This is a genomic window from Blastococcus sp. SYSU DS0533 (assembly GCF_054050775.1).
Genome location: NZ_JBJGZZ010000011.1, coordinates 25,565 through 41,954 on the forward strand (window position 1 = coordinate 25,565; position 16,390 = coordinate 41,954).

17 protein-coding genes, 1 pseudogene and 1 riboswitch are annotated in these 16,390 nt (G+C 75.9%); of the genes and pseudogenes, 9 read left to right on the plus strand and 9 right to left on the minus strand.

The features are described 5' to 3' along the window. Window positions 1–158 precede the first annotated feature (158 nt). A complete protein-coding gene (locus ACI79W_RS13890) occupies window positions 159–1,625 on the minus strand; it encodes a glycine hydroxymethyltransferase (protein WP_456562672.1) in 1,467 nt (488 codons plus the stop codon). Window positions 1,626–1,649: 24 nt separating this feature from the next. Continuing rightward, a riboswitch (ZMP/ZTP riboswitch) is annotated at window positions 1,650–1,734 on the minus strand. 4 nt (window positions 1,735–1,738) lie between these two features. Next, window positions 1,739–2,875, minus strand: a complete 1,137-nt coding sequence (locus ACI79W_RS13895) for an alpha-hydroxy acid oxidase (protein ID WP_456562673.1) — start codon at window positions 2,873–2,875, stop codon at window positions 1,739–1,741. A 13-nt stretch (window positions 2,876–2,888) separates the two neighbouring features. Between ACI79W_RS13895 and ACI79W_RS13900 the strand changes: the two genes are divergently transcribed. The 3 genes and pseudogenes from ACI79W_RS13900 to ACI79W_RS13910 all read left to right on the plus strand — a co-directional run. Beyond that, entirely contained in the window at window positions 2,889–3,212 is a 324-nt protein-coding gene (locus ACI79W_RS13900) for an Rv2175c family DNA-binding protein (protein WP_456562674.1), read from the plus strand. A gap of 43 nt (window positions 3,213–3,255) precedes the next feature. Next, window positions 3,256–3,621 (plus strand): lycopene cyclase domain-containing protein, encoded by a 366-nt coding sequence (locus ACI79W_RS13905; protein ID WP_456562675.1) that lies wholly within the window; start codon window positions 3,256–3,258, stop codon window positions 3,619–3,621. A gap of 26 nt (window positions 3,622–3,647) precedes the next feature. Then, window positions 3,648–3,827, plus strand: a pseudogene (locus ACI79W_RS13910) (lycopene cyclase domain-containing protein); the annotation flags it as partial. Here the strand turns inward: ACI79W_RS13910 and ACI79W_RS13915 are convergent. The 3 genes from ACI79W_RS13915 to ACI79W_RS13925 are packed head-to-tail and all read right to left on the minus strand — an operon-like array spanning window position 3,824 to window position 7,478. Beyond that, window positions 3,824–4,771, minus strand: a complete 948-nt coding sequence (locus ACI79W_RS13915; RefSeq protein ID WP_456562676.1) for a phytoene/squalene synthase family protein — start codon at window positions 4,769–4,771, stop codon at window positions 3,824–3,826. The pseudogene ACI79W_RS13910 and the gene ACI79W_RS13915 overlap by 4 nt on opposite strands. Next, window positions 4,771–6,282: a phytoene desaturase family protein gene (gene crtI / locus ACI79W_RS13920; RefSeq protein WP_456562677.1), complete on the minus strand. Its 1,512-nt coding sequence runs from the start codon at window positions 6,280–6,282 to the stop codon at window positions 4,771–4,773. The genes ACI79W_RS13915 and crtI overlap by 1 nt, the downstream gene beginning before the upstream one ends. Next, the gene (locus ACI79W_RS13925) at window positions 6,282–7,478 is read right to left on the minus strand and encodes a polyprenyl synthetase family protein (RefSeq protein WP_456562678.1); all 1,197 of its coding nucleotides are present in this window, start codon (window positions 7,476–7,478) and stop codon (window positions 6,282–6,284) included. The genes crtI and ACI79W_RS13925 overlap by 1 nt, the downstream gene beginning before the upstream one ends. A 130-nt stretch (window positions 7,479–7,608) precedes the next feature. Between ACI79W_RS13925 and metF the strand changes: the two genes are divergently transcribed. Further along, entirely contained in the window at window positions 7,609–8,514 is a 906-nt protein-coding gene (metF, locus tag ACI79W_RS13930) for a methylenetetrahydrofolate reductase [NAD(P)H] (protein ID WP_456562679.1), read from the plus strand. A gap of 4 nt (window positions 8,515–8,518) precedes the next feature. Here metF and ACI79W_RS13935 read toward each other — a convergent pair whose 3' ends face one another. Then, entirely contained in the window at window positions 8,519–9,157 is a 639-nt protein-coding gene (locus ACI79W_RS13935; protein WP_456562680.1) for a hypothetical protein, read from the minus strand. 91 nt (window positions 9,158–9,248) lie between these two features. On the opposite strand from ACI79W_RS13935, the gene ACI79W_RS13940 reads away from it, so the two are divergent. After that, the gene (locus ACI79W_RS13940) at window positions 9,249–9,626 is read left to right on the plus strand and encodes a hypothetical protein (RefSeq protein ID WP_456562681.1); all 378 of its coding nucleotides are present in this window, start codon (window positions 9,249–9,251) and stop codon (window positions 9,624–9,626) included. A 44-nt stretch (window positions 9,627–9,670) separates the two neighbouring features. Here the strand turns inward: ACI79W_RS13940 and ACI79W_RS13945 are convergent, their stop codons facing one another. Then, complete coding sequence (locus ACI79W_RS13945; RefSeq protein WP_456562682.1) at window positions 9,671–10,465, minus strand: crotonase/enoyl-CoA hydratase family protein; 795 nt, start codon at window positions 10,463–10,465, stop codon at window positions 9,671–9,673. After that, the gene (locus ACI79W_RS13950; RefSeq protein WP_456562683.1) at window positions 10,435–11,976 is read right to left on the minus strand and encodes an AMP-binding protein; all 1,542 of its coding nucleotides are present in this window, start codon (window positions 11,974–11,976) and stop codon (window positions 10,435–10,437) included. Before ACI79W_RS13950 ends, ACI79W_RS13945 begins: the two co-directional genes overlap by 31 nt. Window positions 11,977–12,056: 80 nt before the next feature. Here ACI79W_RS13950 and ACI79W_RS13955 point away from each other — a divergent pair, with 80 nt between their 5' ends. The 4 genes from ACI79W_RS13955 to ACI79W_RS13970 all read left to right on the plus strand — a co-directional run bounded on the left by ACI79W_RS13955 (window position 12,057) and on the right by ACI79W_RS13970 (window position 15,556). Next, entirely contained in the window at window positions 12,057–12,638 is a 582-nt protein-coding gene (locus ACI79W_RS13955; RefSeq protein WP_456562684.1) for a TetR/AcrR family transcriptional regulator, read from the plus strand. An 85-nt stretch (window positions 12,639–12,723) separates the two neighbouring features. Then, window positions 12,724–13,833, plus strand: a complete 1,110-nt coding sequence (locus ACI79W_RS13960) for a sigma-E factor regulatory protein RseB domain-containing protein (protein WP_456562685.1) — start codon at window positions 12,724–12,726, stop codon at window positions 13,831–13,833. Continuing rightward, the gene (locus tag ACI79W_RS13965; RefSeq protein WP_456562686.1) at window positions 13,830–14,750 is read left to right on the plus strand and encodes an ATP-binding cassette domain-containing protein; all 921 of its coding nucleotides are present in this window, start codon (window positions 13,830–13,832) and stop codon (window positions 14,748–14,750) included. Before ACI79W_RS13960 ends, ACI79W_RS13965 begins: the two co-directional genes overlap by 4 nt. Continuing rightward, window positions 14,747–15,556: an ABC transporter permease gene (locus ACI79W_RS13970; RefSeq protein ID WP_456562687.1), complete on the plus strand. Its 810-nt coding sequence runs from the start codon at window positions 14,747–14,749 to the stop codon at window positions 15,554–15,556. The genes ACI79W_RS13965 and ACI79W_RS13970 overlap by 4 nt, the downstream gene beginning before the upstream one ends. On the opposite strand, the gene ACI79W_RS13975 is transcribed toward ACI79W_RS13970, so the two are convergent. Next, the gene (locus ACI79W_RS13975; protein ID WP_456562688.1) at window positions 15,553–16,353 is read right to left on the minus strand and encodes a lipase family alpha/beta hydrolase; all 801 of its coding nucleotides are present in this window, start codon (window positions 16,351–16,353) and stop codon (window positions 15,553–15,555) included. The two genes, ACI79W_RS13970 and ACI79W_RS13975, sit on opposite strands and share 4 nt — an antisense overlap. Window positions 16,354–16,390: the final 37 nt, after the last annotated feature.

Sequence of the window (16,390 nt, forward strand, 5' to 3'; positions counted from 1 at the left end):
GTGGCGAGGGCCCTGGTCGCTCCACGACGCGGCGACGGGGGTCACCGGGGCGGCTGTGGCGAATGGAGAAGGACCTCCCCGCCCCCCGGCGTTCGCGAGCTCGCACCGGGACCCTGCGGGGAGGCCGGGTGCGAGCGGGGCGGGGGACGGGTCCTTCCTCAGGCGAGGTCGAGGCCCGGGTACAGCGGGTGGGCCGCCAGCAGCTCGGCGGCGGCCGCGCGGGTGCGGTCGGCGACGCCGTCGGCGACCACGTACTTCGCCTGCGACGTCCCGCCGTCGCGCGTCGCGGTGGGCGTCGTGGCGGAGAGCACGTCGACGACCAGCTCCGCCGTCCGGTCGAACTCCGCCGGGCCGAAGCCCCGGCTGGTGAGCGCCGGGGTGCCCAGCCGGATGCCCGAGGTGTACCAGGCGCCGTTCGGGTCGGCCGGGACGGCGTTGCGGTTGGTGACGATGCCGGCGTCCAGCAGCGCGGACTCCGCCTGGCGGCCGGTGAGGCCGAACCCGGTGACGTCGACGAGCACCAGGTGGTTGTCGGTGCCGCCGGTGACCAGCCGCGCGCCGCGCTTCGTCAGGCCCTCGGCCAGGGTCTGCGCGTTGTCGGCGACCGCCCGGGCGTAGCCGGCGAACTCGGGACGCCGGGCCTCGGCGAACGCCACCGCCTTGGCGGCCATGACGTGGGGGAGCGGACCGCCGAGCACCATCGGGCACCCGCGGTCGACGGCGTCGGCGAACTCCGGCTGGGCGAGCACGAACCCGCCGCGGGGACCGCGCAGGGACTTGTGGCTGGTGCTGGTGACGATGTGCGCGTGCGGCACCGGGTCGAAGTCGCCGGTGAGGACCTTGCCGGCGACCAGCCCGGCGAAGTGGGCCATGTCCACCACCAGGGTGGCGCCCACCTCGTCGGCGATCTCGCGCATGGCCGCGAAGTCCACCCGCCGCGGGTAGGCCGAGTAGCCCGCCACGATGATCAGCGGCCGGAACTCGCGAGCGCGGGCGCGGACCGCCGCGTAGTCGAGCAACCCGGTGGCGGGGTCGGTGCCGTAGGAGGACTGCTCGAACATCTTGCCGCTGATGTTCGGGCGGAAGCCGTGCGTCAGGTGGCCCCCGGCGTCCAACGACATCCCGAGCATCCGCTGGTCGCCCAGGGCGCGGCGCAGCGTCGCCCAGTCGGCCTCGGTGAGGTCGTTGACGTGCCGGGCGCCGGCCTGCTGCAGCGCGGGCAGCTCCACCCGCTGGGCCAGCACCGCCCAGAAGGCGACCAGGTTGGCGTCGATGCCCGAGTGCGGCTGGACGTAGGCGTACGGCGCGCCGAACAGCTCCCGGGCGTGCTCGGCGGCGAGCGCCTCGACCGTGTCGACGTTCTGGCAGCCGGCGTAGAACCGGTGCCCGACCGTGCCCTCGGCGTACTTGTCGCTGAACCAGTTGCCCATGGTGAGCAGCACGGCGGGGCTGGCGTAGTTCTCGCTGGCGATCAGCTTCAGGGAGCCGCGCTGGTCGGTGAGCTCCTGGCTGATCGCGTCGGCGACCCGGGGCTCGACGGCCCCGATGACCTCCAGGGCGCTGCGGTAGGCGGCCGAGGCGGCGGCGCCGTCGAAGGAGTGGGTGGTGGTGCGGGCTGCGGTCACGGGTGCCTCCTGCGCTGAACGACGGTGAGGTGCCCAGGCGCACGGCGACGGTGGTGCGGACCGCTCCCCGGTGGTGGCCCACCTCGACGCGCCAGTCACGGCCCTCGGAGAGGTTAGCGCGCGGCCACCACGGTGTCGGAGGGCACCGACCGGACGTCGTCGAGCCCGCACAGCACCATCGTGTGCTCGAGCTCGTCGGTGAGCCCCGACAGCACCCGGGCCACGCCCGCCTCCCCGCCGGTGGCGAGCCCCCAGACGATCGGCCGGCCGAGGAACACCGCGGAGGCGCCGAGGGCGAGGGCGGTCAGCACGTCCGAGCCAGACCTGACGCCGCCATCGGCGTAGACCTCGACCTCCTCGCCCACGGCCTCGACCACCTCGGGGAGCGCCTGCGCGCTGCTGATCGCCGGGTCCACCTGCCGGCCGCCGTGCGTGGTGACCCACACGGCGGCGGCGCCGGCCTGCACGCAGCGGATGGCGTCGTCGCCCCGGAGCACCCCCTTGACCACCACGGGCAGCCCGGACAGCTCGCCGAACCGGCTGATCTCGTCGAAGGTCCAGGTGCCGGTGGCGAGGCCGTCCAGGGTCGGCTCCTCGCCCTCGGGTGGCCGGTTCGCCATCCGCACGCCGGCGCGGTGCACGAAGTCGTGCCGCAGGTCGCGGCGGCGCCTGCCCAGCAGCGGGACGTCGACGGTGAGCACCAGCGCGCGGTAGCCGGCGTCACCGGCGCGCCGGGCGAGGTCGTCGGTGTGCCGCTCGGAGTGCAGCCGGTAGAGCTGGAACCACTTCGGGCTCCCCGGGGCGACGGCGGTGACCTCCTCCAGGCTGTGGTTCGCGCTGGTGGACACGGTCATCAGGGCGCCGGTGGCGGCGGCCGCCCGCGCGGTGGCGAGCTCCCCGTCGGGGTGCGCCATGGCCTGGTAGGCCCACGGGGCGATGCCGATCGGGGTGCGCACCGGGCTGCCCAGCAGCTCGGTGCCGAGCGCGGCGGTGGTGGTGCCGCGCAGCACGCGCGGCCGCAGCCGCCACGTGCGCCATGCGGCGGTGGCCTCGCGCATCGTCGTCTCGGTCTCGGCGCCACCGGCGTAGTAGTCGTACACCGGCTCGGAGAGCAGCTGCCGCGACCGGTGCTCCAGCTCCTCGAAGTCCACGAAGGGCGGTTCAGTGCGGGGCTCCTCGGCGACCTCGGCCGCCTCGTCCTGCCCGTTCGACCCCGGTACCGGGCTGCTCGCTGGTCCTCCGCTCGCCATAGGCTGACACTCTATGGACACGCTCACGCCCGCGGAGGTCGCCCAGCTGCTGGGCACCTCGCCCAACCGGGTCCGGCAGCTGCTGCGCGACCGGAAGCTGATGGCCGTCCCCGGCAGCGGCAACGGCAAGATCCCCGCCGCGTTCGTGCAGGACGGTGCCGTGCTCAAGCACCTGCCGGGGCTGCTGACCGTCCTGCGCGACGGCGGCTTCAGCGACGAGGAGGCCTTCGACTGGCTCTTCCGCGAGGACGAGTCGCTGCCCGGCACCCCGGTGCAGGCGCTGCGCGACGACCGGCACACCGAGGTCACCCGCCGGGCCCAGGCGCTGGCGTTCTGAGCCGGGTGCATCCGGGACCGGCGCGGGAACGGAAGCCCGACCCGTGGAGCAGCTGACGTACCTCGGCCTGCTGGCCGGCTGCCTGGTGGTCACCGCACCGCTGGAGCTTGTGCTCGGCGTCCGGGTGTACGCCCGCTGGCGGCGCTTCCTGGTCGCCGTCCTGCCCGAGTTCGTCGTGTTCGTCAGCTGGGTGCTCTACGCCATCGCGCAGGGGCACTGGGAGTACTCGGCCGAGCGGACCGTCGGCATCCGGCTGCCCGGCGGGATCCCGGTGGAGGAGATCCTGTTCTTCCTCGTCGTCCCGCTGTGCTCGGTGCTGGCGCTCGAGGCCGTGCGGAAGGTGACCCGGTGGGACGCGGGATACCCCGCGGAGGAGGCCCTGCCGGCCGGGGAGCGGGGCGATCGGTGAGCTACAGCGCCCTGGCGGTGACCGCGGTGGTCGCCGTCCTCGTCGTCGACCTGGCCGTCTACCGCACGCGGATGGTCACCCGGCCGGTGTTCTGGGTGGCCTACGCGATCATCCTGACCTTCCAGCTGCTGATGAACGGCGTGCTCACCGGGCTGGACGTGGTCACCTACGACCCGGGGACCATCTGGGGCCCGCGCGTCGCCTACGCCCCGGTGGAGGACCTGCTCTTCGGCTTCGCCATGGTCACCCTCACCCTGGCGAGCTGGGCGGCGGTCAACCGGCGGGCGAACACCGCCAGGCGGCGCGGCCTGGACACCGACACCCGCCGGTCGAGCACCCGGTAGTCCGCGCGCTCGATCTCGGTGAGGATGCCGCCGTAGAGGTCGGTGGCGGCACGCACGCAGTCGCGGGACTCCGGCGCGAGCATCGGCGTGCCGGGCGCGGCGTCGTCGTAGCGGCGGCGCACGACGGCGACCATCTCGCGCATCAGCTCGCGGAAGTTCCCGTCGAAGCGCTTGGCCGCCAGCTGCTCGCGGGTCACGCCGTGGGCCGCCATGAGGTCGGCGGGGAGGTAGACCCGGCCGCGGTCGACGTCCTCGCCGACGTCGCGCAGGAAGTTGGTCAGCTGGAACGCCTCGCCGAGGGCGATGGCGTGCGGCGCCGCCTCCTCCCGGGTGACCCCCGGGGCGGTGCCGAGCACCGGCAGCACCTGCAGCCCGATCACCGAGGCCGAGCCCCACATGTAGCGGTCCAGGGCGTCCAGGTCGGCGTAACCGGTCACGTCGAGGTCGCTGGTCATCGCGGCGAGGAAGTCGACGAGGTGCTCGACGGGGATCGCGTAGCGGCGGTAGGTGTGCACCAGGGCCAGCCGCACGGGGTCGTCGGACCAGCCGGTCCCCAGCTCGGTGAGCAGCGCCTTCGACCAGGTCATCAGGTCGCCGGCCGGGTCGGCGCCGGGGTGGTCGACGAAGTCGTCGGCGACCCGGGCGGCGGCGTAGAGGGCGTGCACCGCGGGCCGCCGCTCGGGCGTGAGCAGCCGGGTGGCCAGGTGGTAGCTCTTGCCGTGCTCGGCGGCGATCGCGGCGCAGTGCCGGTAGGCCGTGGCGAGCTGCTCCTGCCGGGCGGCCTGGGTGCCGGGGGGCTGCAGCATCAGCGCGCCACCGGCCCGGTGATCCGCTCGGCGGCCAGCCGGCCGCTGATCAGCACCATGGGGACGCCGACGCCCGGCTGCACCGACGACCCGGCCAGCACCACGTTCTCCGGGCCGCGGCGCGGGAGCGTGGACGGGCGGAACGGGCCGGTCTGGCCGAAGGTGTGCGCCAGCGCGAACGGCGTCCCGGCCGCCATGCCCTGCGCCGCCCAGGTGGCCGGGGTGTCCATGTGCTCCACCTCGATCGCGCCGGTGACGCCGGTCAGCCCGCGGGCCTCCAGCGCGGCCAGCAGCTCCTGCCGGTAGCGCGGACCGAGGGCCTCCCAGTCCAGGCGCGGGTTGCCACCGCTGCGCGGGTCCAGGTTCGGGGTGGGGGCGACGACGCTCAGCACCTGGCAGTGCTTCCCGTCCGCGGAGTCGGGGGCCAGGGACCGGTCGGTGCGCGAGGGCATGCTGATGAGCAGGCTGGGGTCGCTCATCGGACGGCCGTCCCGGGTCAGCTCGTCGAACACCTGGCGCCAGGAGCGCCCGAAGCTGATGGTGTGGTGCGCCTGGTCGGGCAGCTCGGCGCGCACCCCGAGGTGCAGCGCGACGCAGGAGGGCGAGTAGACCGGGCGGCGGGGGCCGCGCAGGCCCGGCACCAGCGCGTGCGGGGCGTCGGTGGTGACGACGACGGCGTCCGCGGGCAGCCGCTCGCCGCCGTCCAGGACCGCCCCGGTGACGCGGTCGCCGCGGAGCTCGAGCTCGTCGACGGCGGTGCCGTACCGGAAGGTGACGCCCGCGTCGGCCGCTGCGGCGGCCAGCGCGCGCGGCACCGCGCCGATCCCGCCGACGGGGTGCCACACGCCGGCGCCGATGTCGAGCTGAGCGATGACCGCGTAGGCGGCGATGGCGCGGAAGGGGGAGACCCCGGCGTAGAGGGCCTGGAAGCTGAACAGCCGGCGGAGCCGGTCGTCGGCGAAGTACCTGCCCACGTGGGTCGACAGGCGGCCGAAGCCGCCGCGGCGGGCCAGCGCCAGCAGGTCGGGCCCGAGCAGGTCCAGCGGCGAGTCCAGGTTGCGGTCGATGAAGGTGGTGAGCTGCAGGCGGTAGAGCTCGGCGAGGTCGGCGAGGTAGCGCCGCAGGGCATCGGCCTCGCCCGGCCCGCAGAGCGCACGCACCTCGGCGGCGAAGGCCTCCGGGTCGGCGTGCACGTCCAGGTGCGTGCCGTCGGCGTACTGCGCCCGGTAGCTGGTCCCCAGCCGGCGCAGCTGCAGCCGGTCGGCCATCCCTTCACCGACGGCGGCGAGGGTCTCCTCGACGATCTCCGGCGCGGTGAAGACCGACGGTCCGGTGTCCAGCACGTAGCCGGCGCGCTCGATGCGGCCGGCCCGACCGCCGGGGCCGCCGGCGCGCTCGACGACGGTGACCTCGCGGCCGGCGCCGCGCAGCCGGAGCGCGGTGGCCAGCCCCGCGAGGCCTGCCCCGACGACGACGACGCGGTCGGTACGGCCGGGAACCGTGCGGACCATCAGGCGGTGCGCGACGTCGCGGCGACCGCGAGCGCGTCCAGCGCCCGGCGGGCGTCGTCGGCCAGCGGCGACTCGGCGATCGCCTCGCGGGCCCGCGCGGTGCCGAGGGCGATGCGCTCCTCGACCCGGTCGCGGGCGCCCGTGGTGACCAGCAGGGTGCGCAGCGCCTCGAACTCCTCGTGCCCGGCCTCGGGGTTCCCGAGCAGCTCGCCGAGCAGCTGCCGCCCCGGGGCGTCGGCCGCCTCCGCGGCCAGGGCCACCAGCAAGGTCTGCTTGCCCTCGCGCAGGTCGTCGTCGGCGGACTTGCCCGTGACCTCCGGGTCGCCGAAGACGCCGAGGAGGTCGTCGCGCAGCTGGAACGCCTCGCCCAGGGGCAGCCCGATGGCCGTGCAGGCCTCGACCACCCGCGGCCCGGCCCCGGCGATCGCCACGCCCAGCTGCAGCGGCCGCTGGACGGTGTACCCCGCGCTCTTGTAGCGGGCGACGGTGAGCGCGCCGTCGGGGCCCGGCAGGCCGCCGGCGGCCCGCAGCAGGTCCAGGTACTGGCCGGCGGTGACCTCGGTGCGCATGGTGTCCCAGACGGCGCGGGCGCGACCCAGCGCTGCGTCGGAGATGCCGGAGCAGCGCAGCAGCTCGTCGGACCAGACCAGCGCCAGGTCGCCGACGAGGATCGCCGCGCCGACCCCGAACAGCTCCTGGTCGCCCGAGAAGCCGTGGGCGGTGTGCCGGTCGGCGAACCCGACGTGCGTGGTGGGGCGACCGCGCCGGGTGCCCGCGGCGTCCATCACGTCGTCGTGCACCAGGGCGCTGGCGTGCACGAACTCCAGGGCGGCGACCGCGCGCAGCACCGCCTCCTCGTCCTCCCCGGCGCCCGGGCCCTGACCGCGGGCCCCGCGCCAGCCCCAGTAGGCGAACGAGGGGCGGAGCTTCTTCCCGCCCTCGGCGACAGCGCAGACCTCGTCGACGACCGGCACGAGCCTGGCGTCCATCGCGGCGAGCGTGGCGCGCTGCTGGTCGAGGAAGCCGGTGAGCGCCTCGGCGACCGCGGCCCGCACCCGGTCGAGCTCCGCGACCGACAGCGGAGGGGCGAGGCGGGCGGTCGCGCGCTGCTGCGCCCCGGCGGTCATGTGGTCAGTATCGCCCAACCCGGTGGGGCGCCGCCCCACCAGCGGGGTGGCCGAGGGGGTCGGCTGCATCGTTCCTCCGTCGCTCCGTCGTCCGGGACACGCCCTCTTCCGCGCCGCCGGCCCATCCGGATGCACCCGCGGGCGCCCGCCGGAGGACGGTGCCGGGTCCACGGCGGTGGCGCCCGTACCCTCGGGTGCCGTGACACCCACCGTCCGCGAGCTCCTCGCGACCGACCACCCGACGTGGTCGTTCGAGTTCTTCCCCCCGAAGACGCCGGCGGGGGAGGAGCAGCTCTGGACGGCGCTGCGCGAGCTCGAGCGCCTGCACCCCTCGTTCGTGTCGGTGACCTACGGGGCCGGCGGCTCCACCCGCGAGGGCACCGTGGCGATGACCGAGCGGATCGCGGCGGACACCACGATGACGCCGCTGGCGCACCTGACCGCGGTCGACCACAGCGTCGCGGAGCTGCGGCACGTGATCAGCCGGCTGGCCGCGGCGGGCGTCCGCAACATCATGGCGTTGCGCGGTGACCCGCCGGGCGCCGATCCGCAGGCGGACTGGGTCGCCCACCCCGAGGGGCTGCGGTACGCCTTCGAGCTGGTGGAGCTGATCCGGTCGGTCGGCGACTTCTCGGTCGGCGTCGCCGCCTTCCCCGAGCGGCACCCCCGCTCGCCCGACTTCGACACCGACGTCGAGATGTTCGTGGCCAAGTGCCGGGCCGGTGCGGACTTCGCGATCACCCAGATGTTCTTCCGGGCCGAGGACTACCTGCGGATGCGGGACCGGGTCGTCGCGCGCGGGTGCGAGGTGCCGGTCATCGCCGGCGTCATGCCCGTCACCAACGTCCGGCAGATCACCCGCATCGTCCAGCTGTCGGGCCAGGCGTTCCCGGCGGAGCTGGCCGAGCGGTTCGAGGCCCTCGACGGCGACCGGCCGGAGGCGAAGGCCGCGGTCCGCGCCCTCGGCGTCGAGGTGGCCACCGACCTGTGCCGCCGGCTGCTGGACGAGGGCGTGCCCGGCATCCACTTCATCACCATGAACCGTTCGACGGCGACGCGCGAGGTGTTCGCCAACCTGGCCGGGAGGGTGCCCGCCGCCCGCTGAGCGGTCACCGGGCCGGTCCGACCCCCTCCAGCAGGTCGGCGGCGCGGGCGGCGGCCCGGCGCAGGCCCTCGCGCTCGGACGCGTACCCACCGGCGACCCCGACCACCGGCAGGTTGGACACGGCGCGGGCGAGCAGCCTCCCCTTCGGCCGCGCGTCGAGCGCGTCGTCGATCCGGCTGAGCAGCCGCGCGGCGCGCCACAGCGTCCGGACCGCGCCGGTGGCGCCGCGGCGCTCGTCGCGGGGGCCGAGCGCGCCTTCCACGTACGTCCCCTTGGTGCGCGTGAGCAGCGGCTCGACCTGCGCGGCGGTCAGCTCCCGGCGCAGCAGCACCCGAGCCAGCAGCGAGACCCGCTCGGCGGGCACCTCCACGTCGTGCTCGCCCGCGACGCCGAGGACGACGAGGGACTGCACCGCGGTGCCGACCGTGTTCTGCAGCGGCAGCAGGTCGGCGAGCTTGCCGGCGAAGCGGGGTGCGGCCGACACCCCGGCCGCCACCCGGGACACCCGGTCGGCCCACCACTCGTCCCGCTCCGCGCGCGGCATCGCCGGAGGACGGCCCAGCCGGTTGGCCAGGGGGGTGAGCAGCCGGTCGAGCCGGCGCAGGACGTCGACGACGACGGCATCGCTGATCGGGGCAGCCATGGGTGCGGGGTAACCCGCCTCCCGGCCCCCGACACCCTGGCGGTCCCCAGGTCCCTGTCCGGACGCGCCGGCGTGGCCCTACCCTGCGCCGGTGATCACCGGAGCCGCGGCGCTCGCCTGCGCCGTGCTGGGCGGCCTCGCCCTGTTCCAGGCAGCGCTCGCCGCCGGGGGCTCGTGGGGCCGGTCCGCGTGGGGCGGTCAGCACGACGTGCTGCCACCGCGGCTGCGCGTCGGCAGCGCGGTCTCCGTCGTCCTGTACGCGGTGTCCGCCGTGGTGATCCTGCAGGCCGCCGGGCTCGTGGCGGTGCTGCCCGCGGCCGTGGCCGACGTCGGCATCCGGGTGCTCACCGGCTACCTCGCGCTCGGCATCGTCATGAACGGCATCTCCAGGAGCCGGCCCGAGCGGCTCGTCATGACGCCGCTGGTGCTGGTGCTCGCCGGGTGCTGCCTGGTGGTCGCGCTCGGTTGAGGGCTGCCGGTCGGGGACGCCGAGCGCGCCCCCGACCGGCCGGGTCACACCCCGGTGCCGTGCCGCCCCTCACCGGCGGCGAACCGCGCGGCGCCCGGCAGCGCGTCGACGGCGAGGGAGATCAGCCCGTGCCGGAACTCGTTGGCCATCGCCGCCTCCTCCTCCATGCCGTCCTGCTCGAGCAGCGATGCGCGGTCCTCGCGCAGGCAGGTCTGCGGGAAGGCGGCGATCCGGGCCGCCAGCGCCTGGGCCTCGGCCAGCGCCCGGCCGGGGGGAACCACCCGGTTCACCAGACCGATCTGCAGCGCCTCGGTGGCGTCCACGCCGCGCCCGGTGAGGACGAGGTCCATCGCCCGGGACGTGCCGATGAGCCGGGGCAGCCGCACGGTGCCGCCGTCGACGAGCGGGACGCCCCAGCGGCGGCAGTAGACACCGAGCACCGCCGTCTCGTCGGCGACGCGGAGGTCGCACCACAGCGCCAGCTCCAGCCCGCCGGCGACCGCGTGCCCGGCGATGGCGGCGATCACCGGCTTGCGCAGCCGCATCCGGGTGGGCCCCATCGGCCCGTCCCCGTCGGTCTCGGTGCGGTTGCCGCGGCCGGTCCCGATCGCCCGCAGGTCCGCGCCCGCGCAGAAGGTGCCCCCCTCGCCGTGCAGCACCGCCACGGCGGCCCCCTCGTCCTCGTCGAAGGCCCGGAAGGCGTCGGCCAGCGCCGCGGCGGTGGGCCCGTCGACGGCGTTGCGCGCCGTCGGCCGGGAGAGCCGCACGGTCGTCACCGGGCCGTCCCGTTCGACGGTCACCGCCTCGCTCACGACGAGCGCCCCGCGGCGTCGGTCCACAGCGGCTCCCGCAGGGCCCGGCGGAGGACCTTGCCGACGGGGGAGAGGGGCAGCTGGTCGACCAGGTGCACGGCCTTCGGCACCTTGTAGCCGGCCAGCGCGCCGCGGACCGCCTCCCGCAGCTCGTCCGGGGTGGCGCTCGCACCGGGTCGGAGCGTGACGAACGCCGTGACCGCCTCGACCCAGGTCGGGTCGGGCGCGACGACGACGGCCGCCCCGGCGACCGCCGGGTGCGCCATGAGCGCCTCCTCCACCTCGCGGGGGTACACGTTGTAGCCGCCGGTGATGATCATGTCGCTGGTGCGGTCCACGAGGGTCAGGTAGCCGCGGTCGTCCAGCCGGGCGAGGTCGCGGGTGGCGATCCAGCCGTCGGCGTCGATCGTCTCGGCGGTGAGGCCCGGTGCGTCGTGGTACCCGGCCATGCCGAAGGGGGCGCGCACCTGGAGCTCGCCGATCTCGCCGGCCGGGAGGGCGCCGCCGTCGGTACCGACGACGCGCACCTCGGCGTCCACGGAGGGGTGGCCGCAGGTGCCGGCGAGGGTGGGGTCGGTGTGGTCGGTGGCGTCGAGGACCGTGATCGCCAGGGGCGCCTCCGTCTGGCCGTAGTACTGCACCAGGCGGGGGCCCCAGACGTCGAGGGCCTGGGCGAGCACCGGCCCGGGCATCGGGCTCGCCCCGTACACCGCCGTCCGGAGGCTCGAGACGTCGGCGCGCTCGGCGGCGCCGGAGGACAGCAGCATCCCCAGCATGGTGGGCACGAGGTTGATCTCGGTGGCCCGGTAGCGGGCGAGGGAGTCGAGGTAGCTGCCCGGGTCGAAGCCGGGCAGGACGGCCGCGGCGCCGCCGCGGATCCAGTACGGCAGCACGAACGTGCCGCTGGCGTGGATCAGCGACGCCGCGTGCAGCATCACGGAGCCACGGCCGGGGGAGACCAGGTTCGCCAGGATGTTGGCGCAGATCGCCGCGTAGCTGGCCTGGGTGTGCACGACCGCCTTGAGCGAGCCGGTCGTGCCCGAGGTGTAGAGGACCAGCACCGGATCGGTGGGCTCGGCCGGCAGGTGCGGATCGGCGGCGCTGGCCTGACCCATCTCGTCGAGCAGGTCCAGGGTCTCCAGGTCGGCGGTCTGCCCCAGGCTCACCAGCCGCAGCCCGTCCACCCGGTCGGCGAGCTCCGCCGCGCGCTCTGTCTGCGCGGCTCCGTGCACGAGCAGCCGCACGCCCGTGGCGGTGAGCATCCGCGCCTGCTCGTCGACCGAGAGCCGGGCGTTGAGCGGCACCCGGGCGGCGCCGGCCTTGAGGCAGGCGAAGTCGATCGGCACCGACCACAGGCCGTTGTCGACCAGCAGGCCGACCCGGTCGCCGCGGGCGACCCCCAGCCCGATGAGCACGTTCGCCATCCGGTTGGCGGTGCCGTCCACCTCCCGGAAGGTCAGCGACGCGTCGCCGCTCATCACCGCCGTGCGGTCCGCGAACCGCCGGGCGCCCCGCCGCACCAGATCCACCGTCAACACCGGTTCCCACTCCCTCTCGCCGCTGGTGCGGGGCAACTTACAGTCCGTCCGGACGGTTTGGCAGCGCCTATCCTCTCCCGGTGAGCGAGCGACGGACCCAGGAGGAGCGGCGCGCGGGCACGCGGTCGCGCTTGCTCGCCGCGACGATCGACTGCCTCGTCGAGCACGGCTACGCGGGCACGACCACGCAGCGGGTGCAGGAGCGGGCCGGGCTGTCGCGCGGGGCGCTGCTGCACCACTTCGCCACCAAGGAGGCGCTGCTGGTCGCCGCCGTCTCGCACGTCGCCGACGCGCAGATCGGCCGGGTGCGCGCCGACGCCGGCGCCGGCCGGGTGCGCGACGAGGTGGACCTCCTGCACCGCGTGATGTCCGGACCGCTCTTCCTGGCGGGGCTGGAGCTGTGGTCGGCCGCCCGGACGGAACCGGTGCTGCGCTCGGCGCTCCTGCCCGCCGAGCGGCGGGTGGGCGCGGCCGTGCGGGAGCTGGTCGCCGAGCTCTTCCCGGGGGTCCCGCGGGACCGGGCCGAGATCGACGGGCTGCTCGCCCTCTACCGCGGGCTGGCCCTCACCAGCGTGCTGCGGGACGACGGCGACCTCGACCGGCGCGTCCTGCAGCTGTGGGTCGACCGCGTCCTCAGCACCCCGGCGCGGCCCGCGGGCTGAGTGCACCGGCCGGGCCGCGGTGAGCCTCCTGTGCAGGCTGCCGGCCAGCCCGCCGGGCCGGGAGCCGCGGGCTACGGTGGCCGCCATGGCGTCCGGATTCCGGGCGGCGGCTCCGCGGTGGGCCGTCGTGGGGGTGGTCGTCGCCGTCCTCGCGGCGTTGCCTGCGATCGTGGGTGCGCTGCCGGTCACCGACCCGGCGGTGCCCGCGGCCGAGCTGCGCGGGGCGGTCCTGGGCTCGGCGGACGTGGCCTACTCCGGGTACGCCGAGTCGGCCGGGGGGCTGGCCCTGCCGGTCACCGACCAGCTCGACTCGGTCGCCGACCTGTTCAGCGACCGCACCGAGATGCGCGTGTGGTGGCGGGGCCCCGACGACCACCGGGTCGACGTGATCACCACGGCCGGCGAGACGGGCATCCACCGCGACGGGCGGGGGACCTGGACCTGGGAGTACGAGCGGGCCACCGCCACGCGCGCCGTCGCCACGCCGTTCGCGCTCCCGGCGCCGCCGGACCTGCTGCCGACGACCCTGGGCCGTCGGCTGCTCTCCGAGGCCGCCGACGGGGAGCTGGCCCGCGTCGGTGCCCGGCGGATCGCCGGCCGGGACGCGCTCGGGCTGCGCGTGACCCCGGCGGAGCCGGCCTCGGCCGTGCGCCACGTGGACGTGTGGGTGGACCGGGCCAGCGGCCTGCCGCTGCAGGTGGTTCTCCTGGACGAGACCTCGGAGGTGCCGGCGCTGGACACGCGCTTCCTGGACCTGGAGCTGGGCGTCCCGGACGCCGCGACCACCGCCTTCGCCCCTCCGGCGGAGGCCCGCCTGCGCACCGCGGAGGACGGGGTGATCGTGCTGGAGGCCGGGCGGCGGCTCTCGCCGGTGCGCTTCCCTCCCACGGTGGCCGGTCTGCCGCGCCGGACGCTCGACGGGGCTCCGGCCGGCATCGGCCTGTACGGACGCGGGGTCACGCTGCTCGCCGTCGCCCCGGTGCCGCGCCGGCTGGCCGACGGGCTGCGCCGCACGCTGGCGCAGAGCCCCGAGGCCGTCACCGACGACACCAGCACCCGCATCGCGGCCGGCCCCTTCGGGCTCATGCTCGTCGACCCGCAGGACGCCGAACCGTACGTGCTCACCGGGACGGTGACCCTCCACGCACTGGTGGAGGCCGCCGCCGAGCTCCCGGTGCTGGGGCGGCAGCGGTGAGCGCCGTCATCGCGACCCGTGGCCTGGTCAAGCAGTACGGGCGGCTGCACGCCGTCGACGGGATCGACCTGGACGTGCGCGAGGGCGACGTCTACGGGTTCCTGGGGGCCAACGGCTCGGGCAAGACGACCACCGTCCGGATGCTGCTCGGCCTCGTGCTGCCGACGCGCGGAGAGATCGACCTGCTCGGCGAGCGGATGCCGCGCGCCGGCCGCCGCGTGCTCCCCCGGGTGGGCGCGCTGATCGAGTCGCCCGCCGCCTACGGCCACCTCTCGGGCCGGGAGAACCTCGCGCTGCTGGACGCCGCCGGCCCCGGCGGGGCGCGCCGCGACCGGCGCCGGCGCGTCGCCGAGGTGCTCGACCAGGTGGGGCTCGGGGGCGTCGGGCGCCGGCCGGTGAAGGCCTACTCGCTCGGCATGCGGCAGCGCCTGGGGCTCGCCGGAGCCCTGCTGCGCCGGCCCGAGCTCCTGGTGCTCGACGAGCCGACCAACGGGCTGGACCCGCAGGGCATCTCCGAGATCCGCGAGCTGCTGCTGGAGTTGCACCGCGGCGGGACCACGGTGTTCCTCTCCAGCCACCTGCTGGCCGAGGTGGAGCAGCTCTGCACGCGCGTCGGCGTGCTGGACCGCGGGCGCCTGGTGCTGCAGGACGACCTCGCCGCCCTCACCGCGCCGACCGGCGCCACCGTCGTCCGGACGCCCGCGCCCCAGCAGGTGCGCGCGGTGCTCGACGGTCGCGTCACCGCGGTGGACGGCGAGCGGGTGGTGGTGCGCGGCGGGGACCCGGCCGAGGTCAACGCCCTGCTCGTGCGCGCCGGCGTCCCGGTCACCGGCCTCGCGGCAGACCGCCCGACCCTCGAGGAGGTGGTGCTGGCGGCCGCGGCCACCAGCGCCGACCGGGTGGAGCGCGTCCGGTGATCGCCGTCGAGCTGCGCAAGCTGTTCCGGCGACCCCGCACCTGGGCGACGATCGCCGTCCTCAACGCGCTGCCGGTGCTCGTGGCGGTGCTGCTCGTGCTCACCGATCTGGCGCCGCGGCCGGGGGAGGGCCCGCCGTTCCTCTCCGCGGTCCTCACCAACGGCGCGCTCTACCCGCTGGCCGCCCTGGCGATCGTGCTGCCGCTGTTCCTGCCGATCGCGGTGGCGGTGGTGGCCGGTGACTCGGTCGCCGGCGAGGCCCAGGCCGGCACGCTGCGCTACCTGCTGGCCCGGCCGGCGGGGCGGACCCGGCTGCTGGTGGCCAAGCTCGTGGCGGTCCTCGCCTTCGTGCTGGTCACCGTGGTGGTGGTCGCGGCCGTCGGCTACCTGGTCGGGACGACGCTGTTCGAGGCGCAGCCGGCGGCGGGCACGTCGGTGTCGGGCACGTCGCTCAGCTCCGAGCAGCTGGCCCTCCGCACCGTGCTGGCGGTCGGCTACGTCGGGGTGTCGATGCTCGGCGTCGCGGCCTTCGCGCTCTTCTTCTCGACGGTCACCGACTCCCCGCTCGGCGCCACGATGGGGGCGCTGGCCGTGCTGGTGACGTCGTCGCTGCTGTTCACCCTCGACGCCGCCTCGCCGATCGCGCCCTACCTGCCGACGCGCTACTGGCTGGCCTTCGTCGACCTGTTCCGCGACCCGGTCCTCTGGCGGGACATCACCCGCGGGCTCGCGCTCCAGGCGGTCTACGTGGGCGTGCTGCTCGCCGCGGCGTGGGCCAACTTCACCACCAAGGACATCACCAGCTAACCGCCGAGTCGGGCGCAGTCGGCGCTGCCGAGCGCCACCGGCTCCCCGGCCGTGAGCTGCTCGAGCACGATCGCCTGCACCAGCGGGTCGCCGGGCAGCTGGCCGTGCCCGACCCGGCTGTCCGCGCAGACCTCCTGCACGGTCAGGTTGAGCGCGCCCTCGAGCCGCGCCGAGTCCGGCGGGGTGACCGTGCGGTCGAGCGTGGTCCACACCGACACCCAGCCCACCCCGTCCGGGGTCTCGTCACCCGCGTTCAGCCGGGCGAGGACGGGGCTGTCGGTGGCCAGCTGCCGGCACCCCTCCGGGCAGGAGGACGGCGCGAGCTGCCCGGCCAGGTCGGCGAGGCCGGTGCCGTGGTGCGGCGAGCCCAGGGTCACCACGCGGCGGGCCACCTCCGCGCCGCCGTCGGCCACCCACAGGCGGGCGATCACCCCGCCGGCCGAGTACCCGACGACGTCCACGCTCTCCTCGCCCGTGCGCTCCAGGGCCGCGCGGGCGGCGTCGTCGAGCGCCGCGGCCGCCTCGCCCAGGTCGCCGGTGCCGTTGCCGGGCAGCGGCACGACGGTGGCGTCGCGCCCGGCCTGCTCCAGCCGGTCGGCGAGCGTCCGCAGCGACGCAGTCCCCCCGCCGTAGCCGGGGACCAGCAGCACCGGCCCCGGGCGCGCCTGCGGGCCGGGTCCCTCGACGTCGGCGCCGCGGGTGGCCAGCAGCACGCCGAGGGCGACGACCGCGGCGGTGACCAGGGCGAGCACCGCGACGACCAGACGGCGGCGGGCGGGGGAGAGACCGGCGAGCACTCACCTACTGTCCCTGGTGGAGGCGCCGGCGCCAGCG

Coding starts and splice junctions, on each gene's coding strand:
- ACI79W_RS13900 (WP_456562674.1), top strand. CDS start 2,889: ATGGACACGCTCACGCCCGCGGAGGTCGCCCAGCTGCTGGGCACCTCG.
- crtI (WP_456562677.1), bottom strand. CDS start 6,282: ATGGTCCGCACGGTTCCCGGCCGTACCGACCGCGTCGTCGTCGTCGGG.
- ACI79W_RS13960 (WP_456562685.1), top strand. CDS start 12,724: ATGGCGTCCGGATTCCGGGCGGCGGCTCCGCGGTGGGCCGTCGTGGGG.
- ACI79W_RS13915 (WP_456562676.1), bottom strand. CDS start 4,771: ATGCTGCAGCCCCCCGGCACCCAGGCCGCCCGGCAGGAGCAGCTCGCC.
- ACI79W_RS13925 (WP_456562678.1), bottom strand. CDS start 7,478: ATGCAGCCGACCCCCTCGGCCACCCCGCTGGTGGGGCGGCGCCCCACC.
- ACI79W_RS13895 (WP_456562673.1), bottom strand. CDS start 2,875: ATGGCGAGCGGAGGACCAGCGAGCAGCCCGGTACCGGGGTCGAACGGG.
- ACI79W_RS13935 (WP_456562680.1), bottom strand. CDS start 9,157: ATGGCTGCCCCGATCAGCGATGCCGTCGTCGTCGACGTCCTGCGCCGG.